The following is an 18,400-nucleotide window of genomic DNA, read 5'->3' on the forward strand; positions in this document are numbered from 1 at the left end:
GTTGCGTCGGCCTGCCGCGCCGCCTTGCCCGCGCTACTGCCCCGCCTGCGCGAGCGGGCCGTGCGGCCCCTCCCCCGTTCCCGACGGCCAGCCGCCCGCAAGCGCCTTGTACAGCGCGACCGTCGACGCCGCACTGCGCATCTGCCCGTCGGCCGCCGCATCCTGCGCCTGCAGCAGCGTGCGTTGCGCGTCGAGCACTTCGTAGTAGTCGATCGCGCCTGCCGAAAAACGCGCCTGCGCCAGTTGCGCGGCACGCGCGCTGTCGGTCGCGGCCCGCACGAGATGGTCCGTCTCGTCACGCGTGCGTGCCGCACGCAGCAGCGCGTTCTCCGTTTCCTCCAGCGCCCCGAGCACGGTCTGCCGGTATTGCGCGAGCTGCCCGGCCGCTTCCGCATCGCTCGCGGCGATCCGTGCGCGCACGCGGCCGACGTCGAGGAACGACCAGTCGATGCCGAGCGCGATCAGGTTCGTATCGCTGCCAGCGCGGAAGAACCCGTAGCTGCTCGTCGCGCTGCCGAGCAGGCCCGACAGCGTGAAGCGCGGAAACAGGTCGGCCGTCGCGACGCCGACGCGCGCGGTCGCCGCGTGCAGCCGCACCTCGGCGGCCGCGACGTCGGGCCGGCGCCGCAGCAGGTCGCCCGGCGTGCCGGGATCGATGTCGGCGGCCAGCACCGGCAGCGGCACGGGCGTGCCCGCCGACGCGGCGGCCTTCGGGAGATCGAAGCGGCCGATCAGCGCATCCGGCGTCTGCCCGGTCAGCACCGCGAGCCGGTGCTCGTCGACGCCGATCGCCGCCTCGTACACGGCGATCCGCGACGTCGTCGATTCGTACTGCGCGCGCGCCCGCGCCGCATCGAGTTCGGAGCCGCGCCCCGCGCCGACGCGCGCATTGATCAGCGCGAGCGTCTGCTTCTGGTTGTCGGCGTTCTCGCGTGCGATCCGCAGCCGCTCCTGCGAGCCGCGCAGGTCGACGTACGTGCTCGCCACCTCGCCGGCGATCGCGACGCGCACCGCGCGCACGTCCGCCGCGCTGGCGGCCGTCTCCGCGCGCTGCGACTCGATCGAACGACGCACGCGGCCGAACAGGTCGAGTTCCCACGCCGCATTGATCCCGACGCTGGACGTCGGCGTATCGCGCTGGCTGCGCGGCGCCCCGAACGCCTGGTCCTTGCTCATCAGCTGATGGCCGATCTTCCCGCTCGCGGTGATCGTCGGGTAGCGGTCGAACGTGGCCTGTGACAGCAGCGCGTTCGATGCGTCGTAGCGCGACACGGCGACCTGGATATCCTGGTTCGCCGCGAGCGCCGTGTCGATCAGCTGCGTCAGCTGCGGATCGCCGAAACCGCGCCAGAATGCGGCATCGGCATCGGCCGACGCGTCCGGCGGCGTATCCGGCGTCTTGCCGGACGGCAACGCGTCGCGCGGCGCCGCCGGATGCGCGTCGCGGGCAAACCGCTCGGACGTGGCCGTATCGGGCCGCCTGAAATCGGGGCCGACCGCGCATGCGGCGAGCGTCACCGACATCGCGAGCGCGGAAAGACGGAAAGCGGCGCTCATCGGTTTTCTCCTTCGAGGGTGCCGTGGTGTTCGCTCCACACGGCCGGCGTGCCGCCCGCGAGCTTGCGGATCGCCACATAGAACACGGGCGTCAGGAACAGCCCGAACAGCGTGACGCCGAGCATCCCCGCGAACACGGTGATGCCGGTGGCGGCCCGCACTTCGCTGCCCGCGCCGCCGCCGATCAGGAGCGGCACCGAACCCGCGATGAACGCGACCGACGTCATCACGATCGGACGCAGCCGCAGCTTGCACGCTTCCAGCGCGGACTCGATCACGCCCTTTCCCTGGATTTCCAGCTCGCGCGCGAACTCGACGATCAGGATCGCGTTCTTGCACGCCAGCCCCATCAGCACGACGAGCCCGACCTGCACGAACACGTTGTTGTCGCCCCCCGACAGCCACACACCGAACAGTGCCGCACAGATGCACACGGGCACGATCAGGATCACCGCGAGCGGCAGCGTCCAGCTCTCGTACAGCGACGCGAGCACGAGGAACACGAGCATCACCGCGAGCGGGAACACGACGATCGCCGCGTTGCTCTGCGTGACCTGCTGGTAGCTGAGGTCGGTCCACTCGAGCACGATCCCCGGCGGCAGCACGTCCTTCGCGATCTGCTGCAGCTTCTCGATCGCCTGCGACGACGACATCACCTTCGGATCGGCGTCGCCGATCAGGCTGGCGGCCGGATAGCCGTTGTAGCGGACGACCGGGTCGGGCCCGTACGCGGGCGCCACCGTCACCATCGAGCCGATCGGCACCATCTCGCCCTTCGCGTTGCGCGTGCGCAGGTTCGCGATGTCGGCGGCCGTCTGCCGGTGGCCGGCATCCGCCTGCGCCATCACGCGGTACACGCGGCCGAACAGGTTGAAGTCGTTCACGTACATCGAGCCGAGATAGACCTGCAGCGTGCTGAACAGGTCGGTCAGCGCGACGCCCTGCGCCTTCGCCTTCAGCCGGTCCACCTTCACCTCGAGCTGCGGGATGTTCGCCTGGTACGAGCTGACCGGGTAGCTCATCCCCGGCGTCTTCGCGACCGCGGCCTGGAACGCGGTGAGCGCGTTCTGCAATGCGCCGTAGCCGAGCCCGCCGCGATCCTCCAGGTACAGCGAATACCCCGAGCCGTTGCCGAGGCCCTGGATCGGCGGCGGCATCAGCGCATAGGTGATGCCGCCGCCGATGGTCGCGAAGCGTGCGTTCAGGTCCGCGTTGATCTGCGCGGCGCTGCGATGGCGCTGGTCGAACGGTTTCAGGATCACGTACGAGTTCGTGATGTTCGGCGTGTTCACGCCCTGCAGCGCATTCAGCCCGGCAAACGCCGGCACCATCTCGACACCGTCGGTGCCGAGCGCGATCTTCGTCATCTGCTCGGTCACTTCGCTGGTGCGCGCCAGCGACGCGCCTTCCGGCAGCTTCGCGCCCGCGAACAGGTACAGCTTGTCCTGCACCGGAATGAAGCCGCCCGGCACCGCGTTGAGCAGCAGCGCGGTCGCCCCGAGCAACGCCGCATAGACCGCGAACACCATCCCGCGCCGCTTCAGCGTGCGCGAGACGACGCCGTGATAGCGATCCGAGCTGCGGTCGAAGAAGCGGTTGAACGGACGGAACAGCCAGCCGAACGCGCGGTCGAGCCCGCGCGTGAGCGCATCCTTCGGCGCGCCGTGCGGACGCAGCAGCTTCGCGGCGAGCGCGGGCGACAGCGTCAGCGAGTTGATCGCGGAGATCACCGTCGAGATCGCGATCGTCACCGCGAACTGCCGGTAGAACTGCCCCGTGACGCCCGACATGAACGCCATCGGCACGAACACCGCGCACAGCACGAGCGCGATCGCGACGATCGGCCCCGACACCTCGCGCATCGCCTGGTGCGCGGCGTCGCGCGGGCTCAAGCCCTGCGCGATGTTGCGCTCGACATTCTCGACGACCACGATCGCATCGTCGACCACGATCCCGATCGCGAGCACGAGCCCGAACAGCGTCAGCGTGTTGATCGAATAGCCGAGCAGATAGAGCCACGCGAACGTGCCGACCACCGAGACGGGCACCGCGACGAGCGGAATGATCGACGCGCGCCACGTCTGCAGGAACAGGATCACGACGAGCACGACCAGCACGACGGCCTCGATCAGCGTGTGCTGCACCGCGCGGATCGAATCGCGCACGAATACCGTCGGATCCCACACGGGACGGTACGCGACGCCGGGCGGGAAGCGCTTCGACAGTTCGTCGAACTTCGCATACACGGCTTTCGCGACTTCGAGCGCGTTCGCCCCCGGCGACAGGAAGATGCCGACCACGGCCGATTGTTTGTCGTTGAAGTACGAGCGCAGCGTGTAGTCGCCCGCGCCGAGCTCGACGCGCGCGACATCGGACAGCTTCACGACCTGGCCGTCGTCGCCGCTGCGCAGCACGATGTCGCCGAACTCCTGCGCCGTGCGCAGCCGGCCGCGCACGTTGATCGACAGGAGGAAGTCGTTTTTCTTCGGCGTCGGCTCCGCACCGAGCTGGCCGGCCGACACCTGCACGTTCTGCTCGCGCACGGCGGCGATCACGTCGCTCGCGGTCAGCCCGCGCGACGCGAGCCGGTTCGGGTCGAGCCACAGCCGCATCGCGTAGTCGCCGGAGCCGGACAAGCCGACGTCGCCGACACCGGTCAGCCTCGACAGCTCGTCCTTCACGTGCAGCGTCAGGTAGTTGCGCAGGTACAGCGAATCGCGGCTGTTGTCCGGCGAATAGAGGCTCACGTACATCAGCGGCGTCGGCGACTGCTTCTGCGTGGTCACGCCGTACTGGCGCACCTCGTCGGGCAGGCGCGACAGCGCCTGGCTCACGCGGTTCTGCACGCGCACGGCGGCCGTGTCGGGATCGACGCCCTGCAGGAACGTGACGACGACCTGCAGGCTGCCGTCCGACCCGGCGACCGACTTCATGTACATGATGCCTTCGACACCGTTGATCGCCTCTTCCAGCGGTTCGGCGACCGATTCGGCGATTTCCTTCGGGTTCGCGCCCGGGTACGTCGCCCGCACGACGACGCTCGGCGGCACGACTTCCGGGTATTCGCCGGCGGGCAGCATCGGAATCGAGATCAGGCCGATCGCGAAGATGACGATCGACAGCACGACCGCGAAGATCGGCCGGTCGATGAAGAATCGGGAGAAATCCATCGTATCGCTCCCGTCACTGCGCGGCCGGCGCGCCGGCATCGGCACGGGCGGGCAGTGCCTTCGGCTTCACCTGCGCGCCCGGATAGTAGATCCGCTGCATGCCGTCGACGACCACGCGGTCGCCCGCCTGGATCCCCTTCTCGATGATCCGCTCGCCGTCCAGCCCGCGGCCGATCGTCACGTCACGGCGCAGCGCCTTGTCGCCGGGGCCGATCACATAGACGTACTTACGGTCCTGGTCGGTGAGCACGGCCTTGTCGTCGACGAGCAGCGCATCCTGGTCGCGGCCGCTGACGAGCTGCACGCGCGCATACAGGCCGGGCGTAAACGCATGGTCCGCATTCGGCAGCCGCACGCGCGCGCGGATCGTGCCCGTCTGCGGGTCGAGACGGTTGTCGAGGAAATCGACGGTGCCCGCATGCGGGAAGCCCGTCTCGTTCGCGAGGCCCACGCGAACCGGATCGGCGCCGATCGCGCGATGCGTCGGGTCGGCACGCCGTGCGTTGTAGCGCAGGTAGCTCTGTTCGTCGCAGTCGAAATACACGTAGACGGGGTTCTGCGACACGACGGTCGTCAGCAGCGTGTCGTCCGCGCGCGCCAGATTGCCGACGGTGGCGACCGCGCGGCCGACGCGGCCCGCGATCGGCGCACGCACCTCGGTGAAACCGAGATTGAGCTTCGCATCGGCGACGGCCGCATCGGCCGCCTGCAGGTCCGCCCGTGCCTGCTCGGCCGTGGCACGCGCGTTGTCGAGTTCTTCCTGCGACGTCGCATGCGCATCGATCAGCGTCTGCACGCGCTTGAGCTGGACGTTCGCGAGGCTCGCGGCCGCGCGAGCCCGCTGCAGCTGCGCGTTCGCGCGATCGAGTGCGATCCGGTACGGGCGCGGGTCGATCTCGAACAGCAGCGCGCCCTGCGCGACCAGGTCGCCCTCCTTGTAGGCGACGCGCTGCAGATAGCCGCTCACGCGCGGCCGCAGTTCGACTGCGTCGACCGCTTCGACGCGTCCGTTGAATTCGTCCGCAAGGCGGATCGTACGCGGCGCGATGGTGGCAACGCCGACTTCGGGAAGGGCCGGGGCCGACGATGCGCCTTTGCCGTCGTGACAGCCCGACAACGCCAGCAGCAGTGCACAGGCCGCGCCCAAAGGCGACGTCCTGCGTAAGGATAAGGAGAGCATGATGCCTCGCGACGGGTTAAACTGGCGCGTAGCATAAAAGTTGAAGTTAACTTCAAGTCAAGCTTTCCCGGAGGGGTGTCATGGGTATCCAGGAAATCCCGCAATGGCCGCTGATGTCGATTCGCGAAGTGGCCGCGCGCAGCGGCGTGCCGGCGTCGACATTGCGGTTCTACGAGACGCGCGGGCTCATCAAGTCGCACCGCAACGGCTCGAGCCATCGCCACTATTCGCGCGCGGTGCTGCGGCTGATCGCGTTCATCGTGTTCGCGCAGAAGATCGGCTATTCGCTCGACGAGATCGCCGAGCAGCTCGTCAGCCTGCCCGAGGACACCGCGCCGAGCAACAAGGATTGGCAGCGGCTGTCGCGCGGCTGGAAGCAACGCGTCGCGAGCCGGATCGAGGAGCTGCAGCGGCTCTACATCAACCTCGACGAATGCATCGGCTGCGGCTGCCTGTCGCTGAAGCGCTGCAAGCTGACGAACCCGGAAGACCGCGCGGGCCGCAACGGGCCCGGCGCGCGGCGCTGGCTCGGCGATGCGCCGCCCACGGACCTCGAATGACCGGCGGCCGGGCGAGGCGCGCGACGCCGTGCCCGGCCGGCGGTACGGATGGCGTCACCCGACGCGCCAGCCGCCGTTCACCGCGATCGTCGCGCCGGTGACGAACGACGCGCGCGGCCCGGCGAGCCACGCGACCGCGTCCGCGATGTCGTCCGGATGCCCGGCGCGGCCGGCCGGCGTCTGCTCGCGAATCGTCGCCGCGATGGCCGGCGCGACACCGCCGTCGCCGAAGAAGCGTGTGTCGGCGATATAGCCTGGCGCGACCGTATTGACCGTCGTGCCGCGCGGCCCGAGTTCGCGCGCGAGCGCGACGGTGAACCCTTCGACGCCGGCCTTCGCCGCCGCGTATGCGAGGCCGCCCGGCAGCAGGCTGCCGGCGCGCGCCGCGATCGAGCCGAGGTTGACGATCCGCGCGTCGCGCCCGGCCAGGTGCGGCAGCACGGCGAGGGTCGTCACGAACAGGCTTTTCAGGTTCGCGTCGAGCACGGCATCCCACACAGTCTCGGCCTCGCCCGCCTCCGTGTCCGCGCTCACGCGGCCGGTCGGCCCCGCGTTGTTGACCAGCACGTCCACGCAAGGCCACTGCGCGACGATCGCGGCGACCGCCGCCTCGGCCTCGCGCCGCACGCTCAAATCGGCGGCCTGCCCGATCGCCGCGGCGCCGAGACGCGCGACGGCCGCGTCCAGCCGCGCCATGTCGCGCCCGACGATCGCGACGCGATACCCGTCCTCCACCAGCCGCCGTGCGATCGCGAAGCCGATCCCGCTCGACCCGCCCGTGACGATCGCCGTCCGTTGCCGTTCACTGTCCGTCATGTCCTGCCCTCCCGAATGTTGACGATTGGCGACAGTGCAAGTCTGGGCGTGGTGAGGTGATAGGTAAAATACCAATTCGATGATCCACTGATACACGAGAGGTATCGCATGATCGATCTGCGCCAGTTCAGGCAATTCATCGCGGTTGCCGAGACGCTCAGCTTCCGGCGTGCGGCCGAGCGGCTGCACATGGCGCAGCCGCCGCTCAGCGCGGCGATCCGCAAGCTCGAGGACGAGCTGGGCGTCTCGCTGCTCGAGCGCGACAACCGCGGCTCGACGCTCACGCCGGCCGGCGAGGCGTTCCTGCTCGAAGCGCGGCGCGCGCTCGAACAGGCCGAGCGCGCGGTGGCCGCGGCCCGCCGCGCGGGCGCGGGCCTCGGCGGCACGCTGCGGCTGCGCTTCGTGGACAGCACCGTCAACGCGCTATTGCCGCTGATCTTGCGGGCGTTCCAGGAGCGCCATCCAGGCGTCGATTTCCAGCTCGAGGAAGGCACGACCGCCGAGCAGGTGCTCGCGCTGCGCCACGACCGCACGGACGTCGGCCTCGTCGTGCTGCCGGTGGCCGACGCGGGCGACGTGCGCGTCGAGCCGCTGCTGCGCGACCGGATGGTCGCGGCGCTGCCCGACGGTCACCGGCTCGCACGCCGCCGGCACATCACGCTCGCCGACCTGGCGGACGACCCGTGGGTCATGTTCGCCGCGCACCACGGTCCCGGCATGCATGCGCTGCTCGTGACCGCGTGCGCGCAGGCCGGCTTCGCGCCGCGCGTCGTCCAGCAGCCGCGCCAGATGCAGACGACGGCCGGGCTCGTCGCGGGCGGTATCGGCGTCGCGCTAATGCCGCGCCTGTTCGTGCCGATGCAACCGAAAGGCATTACGTTCTGCGAACTGAAGGGTGCGGGCAGCCCGCTCGCGTACGAGCTGGCGATCGCGTACCGGACGCCATCGCCGCTCGTCGATGCGTTGCGCGAGACCGCGCGGAACGCGGTGCGCGAACTGGGGCTGGTTGCCGCGACGTGAGTGTGCGCGTGGCGCGCGGCGCTCAGTCGCCGACGAGGTTGAACGCGGCGTCGGTCACGGCACGCCGGAACGCGTCCGGCTGCGTGGGCAGCGACGTGAACTCCAGCATGATGTGGCTGTACGACACCGTGTTGCCGATCGCAGTCGCGATCATGAAGAACAGCACGTTCGGATCGACCGCGCGAATCGCGCCGGCCTGCACGGCGTCCGCCAGCAGCGGGAACATCACGTCGTAATACGGACGGACGAGCCGCTCCTGCAGCCGGTCGAGCCGCCCGCCCACTTCGGTCGCCGCCGTCGAGAAGAACATGCCCATGTCGGGCTCGTCGAACTCATGGTCGACGCACAGCTCGAGCGCGCGCCGCACGCGTTCGCGATGCGACAGCGGCGACGTGCGCAACGCACGCAGCGCATCGAACATCGGCTCGGCGATCTCGACGATCTGCTCGACGACGGCCAGCCACAACGTTTCCTTCGTACCGAAATGATGGGCGATCAGCGCCGCGTCGATGCCCAGCTCGCGCGCGACCTCGCGCACGCTCGTCGCGTCGTAGCCCCGCTTCGCGAACGTACGGCGCGCGGCCCGCAATATCACGTCCGGTCCGACGGACGCCCCGGCCAGCGGCCGCCCTCGCATACGCCGCTTGCCCGGCGCGCGCTCAGTGACTTCAGCCACGTTTCCCTGCTCTCCTTGAACGATTCGAATGCGCCTGTTCCGGCCCCGCTTCAACACCGCCGAAACCGCGTGATTTGCCCCGCTCCGTTGACACACGAAGCCGGGAAGCGCTAGGATCATACCTTATTCATCACGTGATGATTTATCCATGGCAACCCCTACACGTATCGTCATCGTCGGCGGCGGGATCGCCGGACTGCAGCTCGCCACGCGTCTGGGCGAGCGTCTCGGCCGGTCCGGGCGCGCACAGGTCACCGTCGTCGACCGCAGCCCGACCCACATCTGGAAACCGATGCTGCACACGATCGCGGCCGGTACGCGCGACGTGCAGCAGCAACAGGTGATCTTCCTCGCCCATGCCCGCGATCACGGCTACACGTACCAGCCCGGCGAACTGAAGGGGCTCGATCGCGCGCGACGCCGCGTGCAGCTCGGCGAGATCCGCTCGCAGGACGGCGAACTCGTGCTCGACGCCCGTGAACTCGAATACGACGTGCTGATCCTCGCGCTCGGCAGCCAGGCCAACGATTTCGGCACGCCGGGCGTACGCGAGCACTGCTATTTCATCGACAGCCAGTCGCAGGCCGAGACCTTCAACGAAGCGTTGCGGATGCGCGTATTTCGCAGCATCGCGCGCGACGAGCCGTTCCGCGTCGCGATCGTCGGTGCCGGCGCGACCGGCGTCGAGCTTGCCGCGGAGCTGAGCCGCCTGCTGGAAGTGGCGCAAGCCTATGGCGACGAAACGGTACGCGACCGGCTGCAGCTCACGCTGCTTGAAAGCGGCCCGCGCATCCTTGCCGCATTTCCGCCGAAGATCTCCGCATCGGCACAGCAACGGCTCGAACAGATCGGCTTTCACGTGCTGACGTCGACCCGCGTCACGTCGGCCGACGCGAACGGCTTTCACTACGGCGACGGTTCGTTTGCGGAAGCCGACCTGATGGTGTGGGCGGCCGGCGTGAAGGCGCCCGATTTCATGCAGGCGCTCGGCGGCCTCGACACGAATCGCGCGAACCAGATCGTCGTCGGCCCGACGCTGCAGGCAACGGGCGACGAACACGTGTTCGCGATCGGCGATTGCGCGAGCCTGTTGCCCGACGGCCAGGAACGACCGCTGCCGCCCACCGCGCAGGTCGCGACGCAGCAGGCCGAGCATCTCGCGAAGCACCTGCCCGCGTGGCTCGACGGCAAGCCGATGCCGCCGTTCGCGTTCCACGATTTCGGCGCGCTCGTGTCGATCAGCGAGTACGACGCGTTCGGCACGCTCGGGCAGTTCGGGTTCTTTCGTGGCGGCTTCATCCAGGGGCGTCTCGCGCAGTTCAGCCACCTGATGCTCTACCGGCGGCACCAGCAGGCGCTGCACGGCTTCTCCAAGGCGAGCCTGCTGTGGATCGCCGAACGGATCAACGGCTGCGCGCGGCCGCGCATCCGCCTGTCGTGATGCCGCGCGTCGCGGTGCCGCGTAACGTTTCGAGGAAAACTGACATGAACAACCGTATCGCCCCCTGGCTCATGACCGTCGCCGCGATCGGCAGCTTCGACATGCCGTCCGTCTCGTGGGGCACGCCGCGGCGGCGCAGCGTCACGCGCGACCGGCTGCCGTCGTGGGACGCGACGAGCAAGCCGGCCATCAGCGTACTCGAGCGGCCCACGGCCGACACCGTGATGATTTCCTGGCGCGACGCATGCACCGGGCACTACGGTTATCAGAAGTGGCGGCTGTTCACCACGCGCAAGCGCGGCGTGTGTGCGCTGTCAGGCCAGCCGATCGAGATCGGCGACAGCGTCTATGCGCCGCAATTGCTCGGCTCGACGCCGGGCAACGCCGCCGCGATGGTGCTGGCCGCGTGCATCGACGCGGCCCGCCCCGCCGAGGCGGCCTGAAGGCGCGGGATACCGCGTCAGGACCAGCGCGACAGCATCCGGTTCGCGCAAGCTGCACACCAGCTCGGCACGCGCGTGCTGCTGGTCACCGACGAATGGCATTCGCCGATCGGGGAATGTGCGGAGATCGTGCTGCGGATCCAGCGGCAGCCGTTCGCGATGCTGTAGACCAACCTGCCGGCGCTCGCGCTCGCCGAAGCGCTCGTGATCGGCGTGACGAACCGGTTGCCCGAGCTGGCAAGGCAGCGGATGGAGAGGATCGAATCGCTCAATACCGGCGGAATCGAGCAGCACGCCAACAGCCGCGATTTGCCCGAATGACGATCGCTCGCCATTCGGGCACGGACTTCAGCTCTCGACATCCTCGAGACTGAACACTTCCGTCTTGTCGTTGTACGAAAAGACTTCGCCGTAACGCCCCCAGTCGATCACCGCGTCGAGCGTTTCCTCGGCGGCTTCATCGGACAGGAAATCCTCCAGCTCCTGCTCGAAGCGCACGCGCGGCGCGCGATGGCCCGGACGCTCGTTCAGCACCTTCCTGATCCGTGCAGCCAGCGGCACGTGCTTCAGCAAGTGGTCCGCGAACATCAGCTTGCGCTCCTGCGTACCGAACTCCGCGAACACACGCGCCGGCGGCGTGAGGAACACGTCCCCTTCCCGCACGTCCGCGAAGCCGAGGTATTGCAGTACTTCGGCGATCGGAAACAGTTCGTCGACCTCGAGGTGCAGCGTGCGCGCGATTTCCGGCATGTCCGCGCGGCCATGGTACGGCGCCATCGCCAACGTTTCGATCAGGCCGGCCATCAGGTTGGTCGACACGCGCGGCATCCAGCTGCCGAGCTCCAGCCCCTTCTTCGTCGCCTCGCCGGTCTGGCGGGCGGTCATCTTCGCGTAGATGTCGTCGACGAGCTTGCGGAAATCCGTGTCGAGCCGGTTGCGCGGATGCTTGAACGGCACCTTGATCTCGGCGATCACACGGCCCGGGTTCGACGACAGCACCAGGATCCGGTCGCACATGAACACCGCTTCCTCGATGTTGTGCGTAACGATCAGCACCGACTTGATCGGCATGCGGCCCTGCGTCCAAAGATCGAGCAGGTCGGTACGCAGCGTCTCGGCGGTCAGCACGTCGAGCGCGGAGAACGGCTCGTCCATCAGCAGGATCGTCGGATCGACGACCAGCGCGCGCGCGAAGCCCACACGCTGGCGCATGCCGCCCGACAGCTCGCGCGGGTACGCGTTCTCGAAACCGTCGAGACCGATCAGGTCGATCGCGGCGAGCGCACGCTCGCGCCGCTCGCGTGCGCCGACGCCGAGCGCTTCCAGCCCGGCTTCCACGTTCTGCAGCACGGTGAGCCACGGGAACAGCGCGAAGGTCTGGAACACCATCGCGACGCCTTCGGCCGGGCCGCGCAGCGGCTTGCCGAGGTAGGTCACCTCGCCGCCGGTCGGCTCGATCAGCCCGGCGATGATGCGCAGCAGCGTCGATTTGCCCGAGCCGGAACGGCCGAGCAGGCCGACGATCTCGCCTTCGCGCAGCGACAGGTTCGCGTCGTCGAGCACGAGCAGTTCGCCCTGCGTCTTGTTGAAGCCGCGGCTCACGTGCTCCACGCGCAGGATTTCTTCGCCGAGGCGCGGCGGCTGCAGCGGCTGGGACGTCTTGACGGGGGCGTTGATAACGTTCGAATTTTGCATCGCGCTTACTCTCAATCGAGACGGAGCCGGGATTCCGCATAGGCGTACATCGGACGCCACAGCAGACGGTTGAACAAGGTGACGAACAGGGACATCACGGCGATGCCCAGGATGATCTTCGGAAAATCGCCGGCGGCGGTGGTCTGCGCGATGTACGAGCCCAGGCCGTGCGCGACGACCTTCGTGTCGCCCCACTGCACGAACTCGGACACGATGCTCGCGTTCCACGCGCCGCCCGACGCGGTGATCGCGCCGGTCACGTAGTACGGGAAGATGCCGGGCAGGATCGCCTGCCGCCACCACTGCCAGCCACGGATGCGGAAATTCTTCGTCGCTTCCTTGTAGTCGTTCGGGTAGGACATCGCGCCGGCGATCACGTTGAACAGGATGTACCACTGCGTGCCGAGCACGATCAGCGGCGACAGCCAGATATCGGCATTCAGGTGGAAGTGGACGATCACGATCACGAACACCGGGAACAGCAGGTTCGCCGGGAACGCCGCGAGGAACTGCGCGAGCGGCTGGATCTTCTCCGCCAGCTTCGGGCGCAGCCCGATCAGCACGCCGAGCGGCACCCAGACCAGCGACGCGATCGCGATCAGCACCAGCACGCGCAGCAGCGTGACGAGCCCTAGCCCGAGCACGTGGCCGACCTCGCCCATCGTCACGCCGGTCGCGACGAAGCTGACGACGCGCCACGCGACGTACAGCGTCAGCAGGATCACGAACGCGCCCCACACGATGTCGCCGATGCGCGACGAGCGGCGCGCCGATGCGCCGCGCGCACGCGTGCCCTGAAGCGACGGCGCGCGCAGCGGAATCCGCGCGGCCTGCGACAGCAGCCAGCCGGCCGGCACGAGCAGCTGATGGATCAGGTGCGTGCGGCGCATCATGTCGAGCAGCCAGGATTGCGGCGCATCGCCCGACGCGGTGTTCTCCATCCGGAACTTGTCGGCCCACGCGACGAGCGGGCGGAACAGGAACTGGTCATAGGCGAGGATCACGACCGACATCGCGACGATCACCCAGCCGACCGCACCGAGGTTCTTGTCGGAGATCGCCTGCGCGAGATACGCGCCGATGCCCGGCAGCGTGATCGTCTGGTTGCCGACGGTGATCGCCTCGGATGCGACGACGAAGAACCAGCCGCCCGACATCGACATCATCATGTTCCAGATCAGGCCCGGCATCGAGAACGGCACTTCGAGCTTCCAGAAGCGTTGCCACGGCGTCAGGTGAAAGCCGCGCGACACTTCGCTCAGGTCGCGCGGCACCGTGCGCAGCGACTGGTAGAAGCTGAACGTCATGTTCCACGCCTGGCTCGTGAAGATCGCGAAGATCGCGGCCAGCTCGGCACCGAGCACGCGGCCCGGAAACAGTGCGAGGAAGAACGTGACGGTAAACGAGATGTAGCCGAGCACCGGCACCGACTGCAGGATGTCGAGGATCGGGATCAGCACCATGCCGGCGCGGCGGCTCTTGGCCGCGAGCGTGCCGTAGACGAGCGTGAACGCGAGCGACGCGACCATCGCGGCGAGCATCCGCAGCGTGGTGCGCAACGCGTATTCGGGCAGGTTCGACGGATCGAGCGAGATCTTCTGCGTCTGCAGTACGCCGATCGGCGCCATCGTCTGGTGAAAACCGACGATCGCCATCGCGAGTATGCCGATGATCAGCGGAAACGCGACGGCGTCCCAGCGATTGGGGAGCACGCGCCACGCGGACGCGTTGGCGGTACGGTTCGGGTCGAAGAAACGGAGATCCATCGGTAGCGTCTTGTGTCGAATTGAAAGTCGATGGGTCCGGCCGCGTCCCGCGCGGCCGGGCGTCGCGCCCCCCGGCGCGAATCAGAACAGCCGGTGCAGCGCCCAGTACAACGCCGCCGACAGCGCGATCGATGCGGGCAGCGTCAGCACCCATGCGAGCAACAGGCTATGCACTGCATCCCGGCGCAGGCCCGAGCCGCTCGATACGCGCACGCCGAACAGGTTCCGGAGGCTCGACCGCACGACCGCGAGGTGCGGATCGAGCGAATGCGTATAGATGACGGTTGCGACCGCGTTCGCGGTGTCGTGAAAGCCGTTCACGAATTCGAAGCCGAGCGCGATCAGCAGCGCGACGATCAGCAGCAGGAACGGGAGGACCGAGCTTTCCTTGACGGGGCTGAGATCGGCACCGAGATGAACACCGACGTAGACGATGCCGCAGGCAATGATCAGAAAAAACAGCGCGAGGCTGACGGCACGCGTGCGGTTGCTGACCGCACCGCTGGTTTCCGTTGCCGCGAGATTCGGCATGAAGGGGCTCCGGAGAGGTGACTCGGAGTGGCAGGCTATCGATCGGCCGTGACGCAAATGTGACGTGTCACTTACAGGACATTGACAGGTCATCTTTCAGGAACAGCGCATTGCCGCGCAATCCGTGAACACGGGTGATCGACCGTGTCGCGCGCGGGAATAAATCCGCCGCTTCGCCGGTATGGCACGCGAAGGCGCCGGTTTATTCCAGGACGATCCGGCCGTCCCGTTTCGTCACACGATTGCGAGGCTCCCATGTCTTCATCGACCCCCACCCGCCCGTCGCGCCGCAAGGCCCTGCAATGCATGGCCTTCGGCGGCCTCGGCACGCTGTTTACGCTGTCGGGCGGCATCCTGACGCCGTTCGACCTGGCGCTCGCGCAGACCGGCGACGCGCTCCCGGCCAACGCGGGCAAGCCGCTGTTCGTGCAGGTCAGCGACACGCACATCGGCTTCAACAAGAATGCGAATCCCGATGTATCGGCCACGCTCAAGCAGACGATCGAACTCGTCAACGGGATGCCGGCGATGCCCGCGCTGGCCATCCACACGGGCGATATCACGCACCTGTCCAAGGCCGAGGAGTTCGACCACGCGTCGCAGCTGCTGTCCGCGCTGCGCGTGCCGGAACTGCATACGGTGCCCGGCGAGCACGACGTCACCGACGGTTCGGGCGCCGAATATTTCAGCCGGTTCGGCAAGGCGTCGGACAACCGCGGCTATTACAGCTTCGATCACGCGGGCGTGCACTTCATCGGCCTAGTCAACGTGATGCACTTCAAGCCGAACGGGCTCGGCAGCTTCGGCGACGACCAGCTCGCGTGGCTCGCGCAGGATCTCAAGGGCCGCTCGTCGAGCACGCCGATCGTCGTGTTCTCGCACATGCCGATGTGGACCATCTACGAGCCGTGGGGCTGGGGCACCGGCGACGCGCCGCAGACGATGGCGCTGCTGCGGCGCTTCGGCTCGGTCACCGTGCTGAACGGACACATCCACCAGATCGTGTCGAAGGTCGAGGGCAACGTGACGTTCCACACCGCGCGCTCCACCGCGTTCCCGCAGCCGACGGCCGGCAACGGCCCGGGCCCCGTGCCGCTCACCGTGCCGCGCGACCGGCTGCCCGCGATGCTCGGCGTGACGACCGTCGAATTCGCGGGCCATCCGGTTGCGTCGTCGCTGCACGATGCAACGCTGGCCTGACGCACCGAACCGCAAGGAGACCGACATGACCCGCTTCAAGCACGCCAGCCTCGTCGCGGCGCTGATCCTATGCGCCACCGCCCCGCTCGCCGCATTCGCCCAGGGCCCGGACGGCCCGCTCGTGACGATCCGCAATTTCATGTTTTCGCCGATGTCGACCACGATCAAGGCCGGTACGACCGTCACATGGAAGAACCTCGACGGGGAACCGCATACGGTCGTCAACGACGCCGGCATCTTTCACTCGTCGGCGCTCGACCAGGGCGACACGTACTCGTTCCGCTTCGACAAGCCGGGCGTCTACAAGGTGTTCTGCGGGATTCACCCGTACATGAAGGAGACCATCACGGTGGAATGACGCGGCGCACCACGACACGCGCGGACGAATGGCGGGCAGCGGCGCCTACAATGCCCGCATCCCATTCGCCCGCGTGGCCGACGGAGCCGCCCATGCCCAGGATCGATCTCAGCGCCGTGCCCGAACGCCGCGGCAGCGGCTATCCGCCGCCGTTCGACGCGCCGTGCGCGCAGCGCATCCGCCAGCGCGTCGGCGACGCCGGCGGGTTGCGCGATTTCGGCGTCAACCTGATGCGCGTGCCGCCGGGCGGCTGGTCGGCGCAGCGCCACTGGCATTCCAACGAAGACGAATTCGTCTACGTGCTCGAAGGCGAACTCGTGATGATCGAGGACGACGGCGAAACCGTGCTGCGCGCGGGCGACTGCGCGGCGTTTCCGAAAGGCTCCGGCAACGGCCATCACCTGGTCAACCGGTCGGAGGCGCTCGCCGTCTATCTCGAGGTCGGCTCGCGCTCGCCGGACGACGTGATCACCTGCGCCGACATCGACATGATGAGCCCGAGCCGCGACGGCCGGTTCCTGCACAAGGACGGCACGCCTTACCCGGACGCGTGACGCCGGTCGCTTGCGGATGCAACGCGAAGCACGGCGCGCGCGCCGGGCGCCGGCTTCGCGACGCCGACCACCGCGCCTAAGGGCCTAAGGGCCGAAGCGCCGAAGCGCCGGAAGCGCCGGAAGCGCCGGAAGCGCCGGAAGCGACCGGCGAAGCAGGCGCGAATCACCGTTGCGCGGCGCGCGATCCCCGCCGGCCATCGCCTACACTGAATCGAGCCATTCGGTTCCGACCCACCTTCACACGCAGCGAGGCGAGCCATGACCGCGAGCGAACCGGCACGCATGAACCTCCCCGGACAAGTCGTGCTCGTGCTCCAGGGCGGCGGCGCACTGGGCGCGTTCCAGCTCGGCGTCTTTCAGGCGATGGACGAAGCCGGGATCCGGCCCGACTGGGTGGTCGGCACGTCGATCGGCGCGATCAACGCGGCGCTGATCGCCGGGAATCCGCCGGGGCAGCGTTACGACAGGCTGTCGGCGTTCTGGCGGCGCGTGACCGAACGAACCCGTTTCGACGTCCCGCCGCTGGTGCCCGGCTGGGACCGGATGCTGGCCGAGCTGATGATCATCGGCGGCGGCATCGCGGGATTCTTCCAGCCCAATCCGGCATCGTGGCTCGGGCCGATGGTGCGCCTCGGCGTCGATCGTGCGTCGTATTACCGGATCGCACCGCTGCGCGACACACTCGCGTCGCTGATCGACCCTGACCTGCTGAACGCGGGCCGCCCGCGCCTGACCGTCAGCGCGGTCAATGCGTGCACCGGCACGATGCGCTATTTCGATTCGCGCGATACGCGGCTCGGGATCGAGCACATCATGAGTTCGGGCGCGCTGCCGCCCGCGTTTCCGGCGATACGGATCGACGGCGAGCCTTACTGGGACGGCGGCGTGTATTCGAATACGCCGGTCGAGGTCGTGCTCGACGACAATCCGCGCCGCAGCTCGGTCATCTTCTCGGTGCAGATGTGGAATCCGGCCGGCCCCGAGCCCGAGAGCATCTGGCAGGTGTCGGAGCGACAGAAGGACATCCAGTACGCGAGCCGCACCGACAGCCACATCGCACGCCAGCAGCAGATCCACCGGCTGCGCCACGTGATCCGCGAACTGGCCCGCCACGTGCCGGAAGCCGAACGCGCGTCGCCGGCCGTGCGCCGGCTCGCCGCGTGGGGATGCGAAACCACGATGCACCTGGTCAAGCTCGCGGCGCCGCGCCTCGCCAGCGACAATCAGTTGAAGGACATCGATTTCACGCCGGCCGGCATCGCGGCCCGCCGGCAGGCCGGTTACGACGCCGCGCGGCGGGCGATCGCCGCACGTCCGTGGGAACTGCCGACGGACCCGACGGAAGGGCTGACGGTATTCGACCCGGACGCGGCGCCGGGCGCCGGAACACCGGCCTGACGCGCGGCGCCGCCATCGCGCGCCGGCAGCATGGC

The 18,400-nt window shown here is 68.4% G+C and carries 16 protein-coding genes and 1 pseudogene; 8 read left to right on the forward strand and 9 right to left on the reverse strand.

Annotated features, from left to right (window positions below; translation table 11 throughout):
- Positions 1-33: 33 nt before the first annotated feature.
- The 3 genes from AB3K92_RS18225 to AB3K92_RS18235 are packed head-to-tail and all read right to left on the reverse strand — an operon-like array spanning position 34 to position 5,907.
- Complete coding sequence (locus AB3K92_RS18225; RefSeq protein ID WP_369465569.1) at positions 34-1,557, reverse strand: efflux transporter outer membrane subunit; 1,524 nt, start codon at positions 1,555-1,557, stop codon at positions 34-36.
- Positions 1,554-4,727, reverse strand: coding sequence for an efflux RND transporter permease subunit (locus tag AB3K92_RS18230; protein WP_369465570.1), 3,174 nt, complete (start codon positions 4,725-4,727; stop codon positions 1,554-1,556). Before AB3K92_RS18230 ends, AB3K92_RS18225 begins: the two co-directional genes overlap by 4 nt.
- A gap of 13 nt (positions 4,728-4,740) precedes the next feature.
- Positions 4,741-5,907 (reverse strand): efflux RND transporter periplasmic adaptor subunit, encoded by a 1,167-nt coding sequence (locus AB3K92_RS18235; RefSeq protein ID WP_369465571.1) that lies wholly within the window; start codon positions 5,905-5,907, stop codon positions 4,741-4,743.
- A gap of 80 nt (positions 5,908-5,987) precedes the next feature.
- Here AB3K92_RS18235 and soxR point away from each other — a divergent pair, with 80 nt between their 5' ends.
- A complete protein-coding gene (soxR, locus tag AB3K92_RS18240; RefSeq protein ID WP_021163951.1) occupies positions 5,988-6,467 on the forward strand; it encodes a redox-sensitive transcriptional activator SoxR in 480 nt (159 codons plus the stop codon).
- 54 nt (positions 6,468-6,521) lie between these two features.
- Here soxR and AB3K92_RS18245 read toward each other — a convergent pair whose 3' ends face one another.
- On the reverse strand, positions 6,522-7,283 hold the full coding sequence (locus AB3K92_RS18245) for an SDR family NAD(P)-dependent oxidoreductase (protein WP_369465572.1): 762 nt from the start codon (positions 7,281-7,283) through the stop codon (positions 6,522-6,524).
- A gap of 108 nt (positions 7,284-7,391) precedes the next feature.
- Here AB3K92_RS18245 and AB3K92_RS18250 point away from each other — a divergent pair, with 108 nt between their 5' ends.
- Positions 7,392-8,303, forward strand: coding sequence for a LysR family transcriptional regulator (locus AB3K92_RS18250; protein ID WP_059497090.1), 912 nt, complete (start codon positions 7,392-7,394; stop codon positions 8,301-8,303).
- Between the two features lie 22 nt (positions 8,304-8,325).
- Here the strand turns inward: AB3K92_RS18250 and AB3K92_RS18255 are convergent, their stop codons facing one another.
- Complete coding sequence (locus AB3K92_RS18255; RefSeq protein WP_048021972.1) at positions 8,326-8,979, reverse strand: TetR/AcrR family transcriptional regulator; 654 nt, start codon at positions 8,977-8,979, stop codon at positions 8,326-8,328.
- A gap of 148 nt (positions 8,980-9,127) precedes the next feature.
- Between AB3K92_RS18255 and AB3K92_RS18260 the strand changes: the two genes are divergently transcribed.
- Positions 9,128-10,420, forward strand: coding sequence for an NAD(P)/FAD-dependent oxidoreductase (locus AB3K92_RS18260; RefSeq protein ID WP_369465573.1), 1,293 nt, complete (start codon positions 9,128-9,130; stop codon positions 10,418-10,420).
- A 44-nt stretch (positions 10,421-10,464) separates the two neighbouring features.
- Complete coding sequence (locus AB3K92_RS18265; RefSeq protein ID WP_021163619.1) at positions 10,465-10,863, forward strand: DUF3331 domain-containing protein; 399 nt, start codon at positions 10,465-10,467, stop codon at positions 10,861-10,863.
- A gap of 17 nt (positions 10,864-10,880) precedes the next feature.
- On the opposite strand, the gene AB3K92_RS18270 is transcribed toward AB3K92_RS18265, so the two are convergent.
- From AB3K92_RS18270 to AB3K92_RS18285, 4 genes and pseudogenes are all read right to left on the reverse strand, one after another.
- Entirely contained in the window at positions 10,881-11,135 is a 255-nt protein-coding gene (locus AB3K92_RS18270; RefSeq protein ID WP_369465574.1) for a hypothetical protein, read from the reverse strand.
- A 76-nt stretch (positions 11,136-11,211) separates the two neighbouring features.
- Positions 11,212-12,558, reverse strand: a complete 1,347-nt coding sequence (locus AB3K92_RS18275) for an AAA-associated domain-containing protein (protein WP_021163621.1) — start codon at positions 12,556-12,558, stop codon at positions 11,212-11,214.
- Between the two features lie 11 nt (positions 12,559-12,569).
- On the reverse strand, positions 12,570-14,324 hold the full coding sequence (locus tag AB3K92_RS18280; protein WP_021163622.1) for an ABC transporter permease subunit: 1,755 nt from the start codon (positions 14,322-14,324) through the stop codon (positions 12,570-12,572).
- A gap of 192 nt (positions 14,325-14,516) precedes the next feature.
- Positions 14,517-14,855, reverse strand: a pseudogene (locus AB3K92_RS18285) (inorganic phosphate transporter); the annotation flags it as partial.
- A 255-nt stretch (positions 14,856-15,110) separates the two neighbouring features.
- Here AB3K92_RS18285 and AB3K92_RS18290 point away from each other — a divergent pair.
- From AB3K92_RS18290 to AB3K92_RS18305, 4 genes are all read left to right on the forward strand, one after another.
- Positions 15,111-16,055: a metallophosphoesterase gene (locus tag AB3K92_RS18290; protein ID WP_369465575.1), complete on the forward strand. Its 945-nt coding sequence runs from the start codon at positions 15,111-15,113 to the stop codon at positions 16,053-16,055.
- A gap of 25 nt (positions 16,056-16,080) precedes the next feature.
- Entirely contained in the window at positions 16,081-16,413 is a 333-nt protein-coding gene (locus tag AB3K92_RS18295) for a cupredoxin family copper-binding protein (protein WP_021163625.1), read from the forward strand.
- 92 nt (positions 16,414-16,505) lie between these two features.
- Positions 16,506-16,967 carry a cupin domain-containing protein gene (locus tag AB3K92_RS18300; protein ID WP_165581543.1) on the forward strand — a complete coding sequence of 154 codons (462 nt, stop codon included), beginning with the start codon at positions 16,506-16,508 and terminating at the stop codon, positions 16,965-16,967.
- Positions 16,968-17,225: 258 nt separating this feature from the next.
- On the forward strand, positions 17,226-18,365 hold the full coding sequence (locus AB3K92_RS18305; protein WP_369465576.1) for a patatin-like phospholipase family protein: 1,140 nt from the start codon (positions 17,226-17,228) through the stop codon (positions 18,363-18,365).
- Positions 18,366-18,400: the final 35 nt, after the last annotated feature.

This window comes from Burkholderia sp. Bmkn7, assembly GCF_041103175.1.
GTDB classification, from domain to species: domain Bacteria; phylum Pseudomonadota; class Gammaproteobacteria; order Burkholderiales; family Burkholderiaceae; genus Burkholderia; species Burkholderia cepacia.